This window comes from Micromonospora sicca (assembly GCF_003172935.1).
GTDB classification, from domain to species: Bacteria; Actinomycetota; Actinomycetes; order Mycobacteriales; family Micromonosporaceae; genus Micromonospora; species Micromonospora sicca.
This window is the reverse complement of sequence record NZ_QGKS01000368.1, coordinates 1-9,485: the sequence shown is the minus strand read 5'-3', so window position 1 is coordinate 9,485 and position 9,485 is coordinate 1. Positions and strand designations below refer to the sequence as shown.

At 75.9% G+C, this 9,485-nt stretch carries 10 protein-coding genes; 5 read left to right on the top strand and 5 right to left on the bottom strand.

What is annotated here, in order from left to right:
* Positions 1-1,376, top strand: a 1,376-nt coding sequence (locus tag DKT69_RS29745) for a transglutaminase TgpA family protein (protein ID WP_236648436.1), incomplete at its 5' end; no start/stop codon positions are given.
* Between the two features lie 29 nt (positions 1,377-1,405).
* A complete protein-coding gene (locus DKT69_RS29740) occupies positions 1,406-1,675 on the top strand; it encodes a hypothetical protein (RefSeq protein ID WP_109804774.1) in 270 nt (89 codons plus the stop codon).
* 13 nt (positions 1,676-1,688) lie between these two features.
* Here the strand turns inward: DKT69_RS29740 and DKT69_RS29735 are convergent, their stop codons facing one another.
* Together DKT69_RS29735 and DKT69_RS29730 are read right to left on the bottom strand one after the other, a co-directional pair.
* On the bottom strand, positions 1,689-2,480 hold the full coding sequence (locus DKT69_RS29735) for an SDR family oxidoreductase (RefSeq protein ID WP_109804773.1): 792 nt from the start codon (positions 2,478-2,480) through the stop codon (positions 1,689-1,691).
* A 3-nt stretch (positions 2,481-2,483) separates the two neighbouring features.
* Positions 2,484-3,464: an LLM class F420-dependent oxidoreductase gene (locus tag DKT69_RS29730; RefSeq protein ID WP_109804772.1), complete on the bottom strand. Its 981-nt coding sequence runs from the start codon at positions 3,462-3,464 to the stop codon at positions 2,484-2,486.
* A gap of 296 nt (positions 3,465-3,760) precedes the next feature.
* On the opposite strand from DKT69_RS29730, the gene DKT69_RS29725 reads away from it, so the two are divergent.
* Positions 3,761-4,612, top strand: coding sequence for a DUF1028 domain-containing protein (locus DKT69_RS29725; RefSeq protein WP_109804771.1), 852 nt, complete (start codon positions 3,761-3,763; stop codon positions 4,610-4,612).
* Between the two features lie 64 nt (positions 4,613-4,676).
* Here DKT69_RS29725 and DKT69_RS29720 read toward each other — a convergent pair whose 3' ends face one another.
* On the bottom strand, positions 4,677-5,348 hold the full coding sequence (locus DKT69_RS29720) for a maleylpyruvate isomerase N-terminal domain-containing protein (protein ID WP_109804770.1): 672 nt from the start codon (positions 5,346-5,348) through the stop codon (positions 4,677-4,679).
* A 101-nt stretch (positions 5,349-5,449) separates the two neighbouring features.
* On the opposite strand from DKT69_RS29720, the gene DKT69_RS29715 reads away from it, so the two are divergent.
* Positions 5,450-5,905 (top strand): YbhB/YbcL family Raf kinase inhibitor-like protein, encoded by a 456-nt coding sequence (locus DKT69_RS29715; protein WP_109804769.1) that lies wholly within the window; start codon positions 5,450-5,452, stop codon positions 5,903-5,905.
* Here the strand turns inward: DKT69_RS29715 and DKT69_RS29710 are convergent.
* Entirely contained in the window at positions 5,902-6,789 is an 888-nt protein-coding gene (locus DKT69_RS29710) for a phosphatase PAP2 family protein (protein WP_201749926.1), read from the bottom strand. The two genes, DKT69_RS29715 and DKT69_RS29710, sit on opposite strands and share 4 nt — an antisense overlap.
* 597 nt (positions 6,790-7,386) lie before the next feature.
* On the opposite strand from DKT69_RS29710, the gene DKT69_RS29705 reads away from it, so the two are divergent.
* Positions 7,387-8,874, top strand: a complete 1,488-nt coding sequence (locus DKT69_RS29705) for a GH1 family beta-glucosidase (RefSeq protein ID WP_109804768.1) — start codon at positions 7,387-7,389, stop codon at positions 8,872-8,874.
* Positions 8,875-8,925: 51 nt separating this feature from the next.
* Here the strand turns inward: DKT69_RS29705 and DKT69_RS29700 are convergent, their stop codons facing one another.
* Entirely contained in the window at positions 8,926-9,348 is a 423-nt protein-coding gene (locus tag DKT69_RS29700) for a roadblock/LC7 domain-containing protein (protein WP_109804767.1), read from the bottom strand.
* Positions 9,349-9,485: the final 137 nt, after the last annotated feature.

The window sequence follows — 9,485 nt, the reverse complement described above, 5'->3', positions numbered from 1 at the left end:
GGATCCGGCTGGCCGTGCGCAGCGACTACGACTGGGTGACCTGGCGGGTCGGGGCCACCTACCGCAACGCGGGCCGGATCCTGCCGGCGGTGGAGCCGGCCCCGGGCGGGGTCACCGATCCGGTCCGCCAGGAGATCACGGTGGCCGACCTGACCGGGCGGCTGCTGCCGGCGGTCGCCACGCCCCGGGAGATCACCGGCGCCCGGGTGGCGTACGACCCGGCGACCGGGACGCTGATCCGGCCGGAGGGGCTGGCACCCGGGCTGCGCTACACGGTCACCTCGCTCCGGGAGCGCCCCGACGGGAACCTGCTGGCCACGGCGAACGTGCCGGCCGGCGACGCGGTGTCCCGGGTGCTGCGGGTGGCCGACGGGGCGCCGGAGGAGTTGCGCCGGCTCGCCGCCCAGCTCGCCGAGTCCAACGGCGCCCCGTACGCCCGGGCCGCCGCGATCGAGCAGTTCCTCGCCGAGCACTACCGGGTCACCGCGGACGCGGCGAGCGGGCACGCGTACCCGAACCTGGCGTTCTTCCTTTTCGGCCCGCGTAACGGCGGCGGGCAGCGGGGCACCTCGGAGCAGTTCGCCGCGGCGTTCGCGGTGCTGGGTCGGCTGGCCGGGCTGCCCACCCGGGTGGTGGTGGGCTTCGAGCCCCGCGGGGACGGTCCGGTCCGCGCGGCGGACGCGTTCGCCTGGCCGGAGGTCCTCTTCGAGGGGGTCGGCTGGGTGCCGTTCGACCCGATGCCGCAGCCGGACTCCGCGCCGCGCCCGGTGGAGGAGGACTTCCGGCCCACCCCGGAGGACCCGCCCCCGTCGGAGGTGCCCGCGCCGACGGTGGAGCCGACGGCGACGCCCCCGGCGGAGGCTGCGTCCGGCCCGCCGGACAGCCGGTCCGGGCTCGCCACCCCGGCCCTGATGGGCGGCGGCGCGGGCGGCCTGGTGCTGCTGGTCGGGCTGGTGCTGCTGACCCTGGCGGCGCTGCGCCGGAACCTGACCCGGGCCCGGCTGGGGCGGGGTGACCCCGGTGGGCGGATCACCGGCGCCTGGCGGGAGGTGACCGACGGGCTGCGGCTGGCCGGCCAGCCGGTCGGCGACGACCTGGCGGCCGCCGAGGTGGCCGGGGCGGCGCGGCGGGCCCTCACCGAGGCCCGGGCGGCGACGTCCACCGAGGTGGGCGCGCCGGCGGTGGTGGTGGCGGTGGACGAGTTGGCCGGGCTGCTCAACCGGGTCGCCTTCGCCCCGGGCACGGCGACCCCGGAGCAGGCGGAGCGGGCGGCGGCGGTCGCCCACGGGTACGTGTCGGCGCTGCGGGACGCCCGGCCGTGGTGGCGGCGGCTGCTCTGGTCGGTGCACCCGGGCCCGCTGCGCTGGCGCCGGTGACGTTTGCCGCCGGGCCTTACCGTCGGGGCATGTCCGGACCCGGCTGGGTGGTCATCGCCCTCCTCACCGGCGCCCCGCTGGTCATGGCCGGCTGGACGTGGCGCGCCCGTCGCCGTCGCACCCTCACCCGCGAGCAGAAGCTGGCGGCGGCCAGGAAGGCGGCGCGGGGGCTGCGCCGCACCGCCCGCCGCGCCGGCCCCGGTCTCTCCGACACGGAGAGCGCCCGCCCCACCGACAACTGGTCCAGTTTCCTGGGCGGCCCGCCCAGCGACGTCGGCGGTGGTACCGGGTGGATCTGACCGACGGAGCTAGTCAGGCGCGCAGCTTGCGGACCAGCTTGCGCAGGCCGGCCTGCCAGCCGTCCGGGTCCTCGGCGCGCCGCCGGGCGTAGCCGGCGACCTCCGGGTGAGGCAGGATCAGGAACCGCTCCTCGGCCAGCCCGGCGATGGTCGCGTCGGCGACCTGGTCGGGGGTGAGCACCGCCCCGGAGGCGGCGATGACCCGGGCGCCGAGGTGGCCGGCGGCGAGGCCGTCGGCGAGCATCGGGGTGTCCACGCCCTGCGGGCAGAGCGCACTGACCCGGATGCCGGCGTCCCGGTAGGTGATCGCGAGCCAGTCGGCGAAGCCGACCGCCGCGTGTTTGGTCGCGGTGTACGGAGCGTCCCCGACCGCGGTGAGCAGGCCCGCCGCCGAGCAGGTGAACAGCAGGTACCCCGAGCCGCGCCGCAGCATCGCCGGGAGCACGGCCCGGGCGGTGTAGACGTGCGCGAGGACGTTCACCCGCCAGGCCCGGTCCCAGTCGGCGTCCGGGGCCTCCACTCCCCCGCCGGTGGCCACCCCGGCGTTGGCGCAGAACAGGTCGATCCGCCCGTACCGCCGCTCGGTCTCGTCCACCAGCGCGTGGACCTGCGCCTCGTCGGTGACGTCCAGGCCGACGGCGTGCGCGACCGGGCCGATCTGCTCGGCGACCGCCCGGGTGGCGTCGGCGTCCAGGTCGGCGAGGACCACGGCGGCGGCGCCCTCGGCGACGAAGCGGCGGGCCAGCGCGGACCCGATGCCGCCGGCCCCGCCGGTGATCACGGCCACCCGGTCGGTGAGGTTCATCTGTCAGCTCCGGTCCGCGTCGGCGACGCCCAGCCGGGGGATCAGGGTGGCCAGGGCCGCCGCGCCGCCGGCGGCCAGCTCCGGGGTGGGCAGCAGCGCCATCACCGGTACGTCCACCCCGGCCTCGGCGTAGCGGCGGACCTGCGCGACGCACTGCTCGGGCGAGCCGTGCAGCACCAGCGCGTCGACCACCTCGTCGGGCACTGCCGCGGCGGCGCCGCGCCGGTCCCCGGCCGCCCACGCGGCCCACATCGGACCGAGCGTCGCCTCCCGGCCGAGCCAGCGGTGGAAGGCGGCGTACGCGGGGACGGTGAGGTAGCCGGTGATCAGCCGGCGGCCCAGCGCGCGGGCGTGCGCGGCGTCCTCGGTGGGGCAGACGAAGATCCGGGCGACAACCTCGAAGCCCGGCCGCCGGTCGCCGAGTTCGGCGAGGGCCCGGGGCACGTCGTCGGCGGCGAGCCAGTTGAGGATCACCCCGTCGGCCTCGGCGGCGGCGAGCCGGAGCATGCCGGGGCGTAGCGCGGCCAGCAGCACCGGCGGCGGGACGGCCGGGGGGCGTTCCAGGGTGAACCGGCGGACGGTGAACGTGTCGTAGACCTCGTCGACGGTCTCCCCGCGCAGCGCGGCGCGGAGGAACCGCAGCACGTCCCGGGTCCGCCGGAACGGTTCGTCGAAGCGGACGGCGTTCCAGTCCCGCACCAGCACCGGCGACGAGGCGCCGATGCCGAGGGCGAACCGGCCGGGCGCCGCCTCGGCGAGGGCGGCGGCGCTCATCGCCAGCAGCCCGGGCCCCCGGGTGAAGACCGGCGTGATCGCGGTGCCGAGCCGCAGCCTCGGCTGCCACGCCGCGGCGAGCGCCAGCGGGGTGAACGCGTCGGCGCCGGCCACCTCCGAGGACCAGACGTCGGTGAAGCCGGCCTGGTCGAGGGCCGCGTAGACCGCGGCGTGGTCGGCGAGCGGGATCCCGCTCAGCGGCACGGTCATGCCCCATCGGTTCGTCACCGGTCGATCGTGCCCGCTCGCCGTCGCCCCGAGCAAGATCCCGGTCGGTCGCACCGCCCCGATCCGGGCGATACCCGCTGTTCCGCCCGGAAAGAGTGTTACGACCGCCAGGTGGGCTGGAGCCAGGGCCGGAAGCACCGACCATGAAGGACGGCAACGAGAACGGCCTGCTGCGGGCCCGCGGCCGCCCGTGGGAGCCGGCCACCTCCCCCTTCTGACGGCGCCGGCCCCGTCGCGCCAGGGCGCCGGCCGGGACGTACCGGCGCTACCATCCGCGGGTGACCTTCTCGATCGTCGCCCGATCCGCCGACGGACGCCTGCACGGCGTCGCCGTGGCCAGCAAGTTCCTCGCCGCCGGCGCGCTGGTGCCGGCGGCCGAGGCCGAGGTGGGGGCCGTCGCCACCCAGGCGCACGTCAACCTCGCGTACCGGCCGCAGGGGTTGGCCCTGCTGCGCACCGGCGTGGCCGCCCCCGACGTGGTGGCCGGCCTGGTGGCGGCGGACCCCGGCCGGGACGACCGGCAGCTCGGCGTGGTCGGGGCGACCGGCGATGGCGCCACCTGGACCGGGCCGCGCTGCCACCCCTGGGCCGGCGACGGCTGGGCCGCCCAGGGCAACATCCTCGCCGGACCGCACGTCATCGACGCGGTCCGGGACGCCTGGCTGGGCGGCGCCGGCCTGCCGTTCCCGCAGCGGCTGCTCGCCGCGCTGCACGCCGGCGACCGCGCGGGGGGCGACCGGCGGGGCCGGCAGAGCGCCGGGCTGCTGGTGGTCGAGCGGCACGGCGGGTACGCCGGCACCGGCGACACCGTCGTCGACCTGCGGGTGGACGACCACCCCGACCCGGTGACCGAGCTGGGGCGGCTGCTCGACACGCACACCCTGCTCTTCGGCAAGCCCGATCCGGCCACCCTGCGGGACCTGGCCGGCCCGCTCGCCGACGATGTCGCCGCGCTGCTGGCCGCCGTCGGTCACCCCGTGGGTCCGGCCGGGCTGGACGACGCGCTGGCGTCCTGGGCCGGCGTGGAGAACCTCGAGGAGCGGCTGGTGCCCGGCCGGATCGACCCGATCGTGCTGGACCACCTGCGCCGCACCGCGCCGCACGTCCCGGCCGCCCGCACCGGCGACTGACCCCGCACCACGTAGGACCGCGCGAGGTCGGCGACCGCGGTCGACAATGGAGGCCCGGACCGGGTCAGCCGCCGAAGGAAAGCCAGCGGAAGCCCGCCTCCTCGACCAGGGTCCGCTCCCGGTCGGTCAGGCCGGACCGGCCGGTGGCCTTGCGGATCACCGTCAGCGGGTCCCAGTCGAGCCCGGCCGGGACGGGGCGGCCGCCGGTCAGCAGGTCGGCCACCACCGCGGCGGCCGTCGGGGTCAGCCACGGCCGCCGGTCCAGCGCGTCGGCCAGGTCCAGGCCGTGCACGCCGACCTCCACCACCCGGGTCCGCAGGAACTCGGTCAGGGTCATCGCGTCACCGTGTCGGGTGTGGACCAGCCGGCCCGGCGGCTGCGCGGCCACGGCCTCGTCGGTGGCCTGCCAGGCCCGCGCGAAGTCCGCCGCCACCTCCGGTACGCCGGGCCGCTCGCACGCCTCCCGCCGGGCACTGTCGATCCTGGCGCCGTCCACCTCCGGGGTGAACTTGGCGGCGCCGAAGTAGCCGGCGGCATCCACCTCCGCCCGGTCCGGGGCGGGCGCGGCGAGCATGTCGACGAGGCGGCCGGCGCCGGTGCGGACGTGCGCCACGAGGTCCCGGACGTTCCACGGCGGGCAGGGGGTGGGTCGGTCGAGGTCCGCCTCGTCGAGCCCTCGCAAGATCTCCGCCAGCCAGGCGCACTCGTCCCGAAACGCCGTCCGCACCTCGTCCATCCGTCCTCCCCGATCATCCGCTTCGCCGGGCGTACCTTCTCACGCGGCCGTTTCGGCACCCCCGGGCCGGGTACGCGCCGGTGGACGAAAGGGGGCATCGAATGGCCGGCATCATGCTGCGCAGCACCGCGTTCAACGATCACGACCTGCTACCGGGGCGCTTCTCCCGGGAAGGCGGAAACGTCTCGCCGCCGCTGCAGTGGTCCCAGGTCCCCGACGCGACCGAGGAGCTGATCCTGATCGTCGAGGACCCGGACGCCGGGAAGGCTCCCTTCCTGCACTGGCTGGTGACCGGGATCTCGCCGGGATCCGGCGGGGTCGCCGAGGGCGCGGTGCCGAACGGCGGCCGCGAGTGGCCCAACGGCTTCGGTACGACCGGGTGGGGCGGCCCGCACCCGCCACTGCACGAGGACCCGCACCGGTACTTCTTCCGCCTCTACGCGCTGGAGCGCCCCCTGGACCTGCCGGAGGCGCCCCAGGCCACCGACGTGCACCGCGCGCTCACCGACAAGGAGATCGCCAGCGGCACGATGGTCGGCACCTACTACCGCAGCTAACCCTTGTGCCGGGGCACCAGGCGGTGCACCACCGCGAGGACCAGCGCGGCCACCACGGCGATCGTCCCGGCGATGCCGGCCGCGCTGCCCGCGTACCCGACGAAGAGGGGGCGGCGGGAGAGCTCGTCGGCGGGAACCTCGGGGAGGTCGACCAGCCAGGACAGGGCGAGCGCGGAGGCGACGAGGGCGAGCACCCCGCCGATGCCGAGGACGGCGGCGGCCGCCCGGTGCGCGTCCTGCGGGGAGATCGCCGCCCGTTCCCGCTGGAAGAGGAGCAGGACCAGGCCGGCCACCGCCGCCCAGGCCCCGACCAGGAGGAACGCCGCCACGGCGTCGCTCGGTCGGTGCCAGCCGGCAGAGAGGGTGGCCACCCCGGCGGCGGCGGCGTACCCGGCGCCGAGGAAGGCGCCGACGACCCGCACCTTGGGCGGCAGCACGAGGATCAGCGCGATCGCTACCGAGGCGGCCACCGCGGTGTGTCCGCTGGGGAGGCTGTTCCCCGCCGCCGCCCGCTCCGGGTCGACCCCGAAGTCCGGCCGGGTCAGGAATTGCTTGAGCAACTGGGTGCTGACGTTGGCGCCGGCGATCAGCAGGGTGGCGGTGACCGCGAGGGCCTTGCGCCCCCGGATCAGCGCGATGAAGCCGATCACCGCGGTGGCCACCAGCAGGGACACCGCCGACATCGCGTTGAGGATCCGGCCCACCGGCCCGTCGATCCGCTCCTGGCCGATCCGGTTGCCGGTGAGCGCCACGGTGTCGAGCCACTGGCCGACCTCGGTGTGCAGGGCGAGCCGCCACACCACGAGGAAGGCGGCCGCCTGCGCCAGGGCCAGTACGACCAACCAGACCGCCGTCCAACCCCTCGCCGTCTCGCGCACCCGCACACCGTAACGGCCGGCTCGGGTCGGCGCTCGGCGGGAGCGCGGCAGACCACGGTCGCCGTGCCGGCGGGCCGGCGGAGGTGGTCGGAGCGGGCCGGGTCGGGCGCTGCCGGCCGGCCGGCGGAGCTGCGGCGTCCGGCCGGTCGGGACCAGCCGGCGCCGGACGTGAAGAGAGGCCGCCACGGGGGGAGCGGCCTCTCTTGGTGATGTACGTTACTCCGTCCACCGCCGCCGTGTGATCCCGTGCAGCGCGGATTTTCGCGGACTTTTTCGCGGCAATCTCGTCTCCGGACGGAGCGGTGGGCCGGCCGGTCCGCTGCTTCGTCCGGACGGCCGGCCCACCCGGCCTGACCGTGCGAATCAGGCCATCCCGCCGACCGGGCTGCTCCAGTTCCCCAAGGGCCCGGTCGGGCGGGCGGACGGGCGGGGCCGGCTGCCCGTCCGCCGGGAGCGCTCGCCCGTTGGGGAAGGTTCCCGTAGTCGACGTACGCCATGGCGACGTCCGCCCTGCGCCCACCCGCGGGATCGGGGCACGGCAACCCCTGCCTATGATGGGAGCGCTCCCGGCCGTCGGGGCCCTATCCTCCGAGGAGAACGCTCATGTCGAAACTCCCCCGACGGCGCCTGCTCCACCGCGCCGCCCTGTCCGCCACGGCCGCCGGAGCGGCCCGCGCCGGGCTGGCGGGCGCCACCCCGGCCGTCGTGGCCGCCGCGGCCGTCGGTGGCTGCGACAGCAGCCCGGACCGGGACAACGACCCGGACCCGCGCGGACCGCTGCGCTTCCCGCCGGGCTTCGGCTGGGGCGCGGCCACGTCGGCGTACCAGATCGAGGGGGCGGCGAAGGAGGACGGCCGGGGCGAGTCGGTCTGGGACACCTTCAGCCACACCCCGGGCCGGACCCGAAACGGCGACACCGGCGACGTCGCCGCCGACCACTACCACCGCTACCGCGACGACCTGGACCTGATGGCCGACCTCGGCCTGCGCAGCTACCGGTTCTCCATCTCCTGGCCGAGGATCCAGGCCGACGGGACCGGCAAGCCGAACCAGCGCGGTCTCGACTTCTACCGGCGACTGGTCGACGGGCTGCACGAGCGCGGCATCGCGCCGATGGCCACCCTGTTCCACTGGGACCTGCCGCAGGCGTTGCAGGACGCCGGCGGCTGGGAGTCACGGGACACCGCCCACCGCTTCGCCGAGTACGCCGACGCCGTCTTCCGCGCCCTCGGCGACCGGGTCCCGGTCTGGCTGACCATCAACGAGCCGAAGACCGTGGTGCAGAACGGCTACCTGTGGGGGCACCACGCGCCGGGCCGGCAGGACCCGGCGGCCGCCTACCTGGTCGCCCACCACCTCCATCTGGCGCACGGCCTGGCCGTACGGGCGCTGCGGGCCACCGGCCAGGCCGGCCGGATCGGCCCCGCCCTCAACCTGCACCCCTGCTACCCGGCCGACGACAGCCCGGAGGCGGCCGCGGCGACCCGGCTGTACGACGGTTACGAGAACCGCCTCTACCTCGACTCCGTCCTCAAGGGCGCGTACCCGCGGGACGTGCTGGCCGACCTCGGCCCGGACAGCCGGATGGCCGCCGGTATCCGCGACGGCGACCTCGACGTCATCGCCAGCCCGGTGGACCTGCTCGCGGTGCAGTACTACACGCCCATCTACGTCACCGCCGGCGGCGACACCACCCGCCGCTGGCCCACCTCGGAGGCGGACTGGCAGCAGATCTACCCCGAGGGGATGTACGACATCCTGACCCGGGTCACCCGGGACTACGGCCGGATCCCGATCACCGTCACCGAGAACGGCCTGCCCTGCCCGGACAGGCTCGGCCCGGACGGCACCGTCGACGACTCCGGCCGGATCGACTTCCTCCGCGACCACTTCGCCGCCGCGCATCGGGCGATCGCCGACGGAGTGCCGCTGGAGAGCTACCACGTCTGGTCGCTGCTGGACAACTTCGAGTGGGCCGAGGGATACGACCAGCGCTGGGGCCTGGTCTACGTCGACTACCCGACGCAGCGCCGGGTGCTCAAGAGCAGCGCCCACTGGTACCGCACGGTGATCCGCGACAACGGCCTCTGAGCGCCGCCGCGGCGACCCGGCCGGGGTGACGCCCCGGCCCGGTCGTCCCGGTCAGCGGGGCAGCGCCTGCTGCAACTCGGCCCGCAGTGCGGGCGTGAGCATCTCGCCGGCCTGCTTCGCCAACCGCGCCATCTCGTAGCCGACCACGCCGATGTCGGCGTCCGCGGCGGCCAGGGTGGCCAGGATCGAGCCGTCCCGGATCTGCATGACGAGGAAGTACCCGCGGCCCATCTCCACGACCGTCTGCTTCACCACGTCGCCGTCGAACATCTGGGCGGCACCGGCGGTGATGCTCATCAGCCCCGAGGTCACGGCGGCCAGCTTGTCGGCGTGGTCGCGGGGCAGGTGGGCGGAGATCGCCACCAGCAGCCCGTCGGAGGAGACCACCACCGCGTGCGCCACCCCGGGGACCCGTTCGGCGAACGCGTTCACCAGCCAGCTCAGGTCACGCGCCTCCTGGCTCAACGTAATCACTGTTGTTCCGTTCCTCTCATGATGCTTTGGTGAGCATGTGATTGGATGTCCCGCCTTGCGGTGGGACGGTCCCGGTCTTGCTCGCCGAAGCGATGCCGGGTTGACGCTTCACGGCCACCGGCCCGCCTCGGCGGGTC

Bases quoted from the DNA above. Each gene is read 5' to 3' on its own strand.
- DKT69_RS29740 (WP_109804774.1), top strand. From the start codon at position 1,406: ATGTCCGGACCCGGCTGGGTGGTCATCGCCCTCCTCACCGGCGCCCCG.
- DKT69_RS29735 (WP_109804773.1), bottom strand. From the start codon at position 2,480: ATGAACCTCACCGACCGGGTGGCCGTGATCACCGGCGGGGCCGGCGGC.
- DKT69_RS29730 (WP_109804772.1), bottom strand. From the start codon at position 3,464: ATGACCGTGCCGCTGAGCGGGATCCCGCTCGCCGACCACGCCGCGGTC.
- DKT69_RS29720 (WP_109804770.1), bottom strand. From the start codon at position 5,348: ATGGACGAGGTGCGGACGGCGTTTCGGGACGAGTGCGCCTGGCTGGCG.
- DKT69_RS29715 (WP_109804769.1), top strand. From the start codon at position 5,450: ATGGCCGGCATCATGCTGCGCAGCACCGCGTTCAACGATCACGACCTG.
- DKT69_RS29705 (WP_109804768.1), top strand. From the start codon at position 7,387: ATGTCGAAACTCCCCCGACGGCGCCTGCTCCACCGCGCCGCCCTGTCC.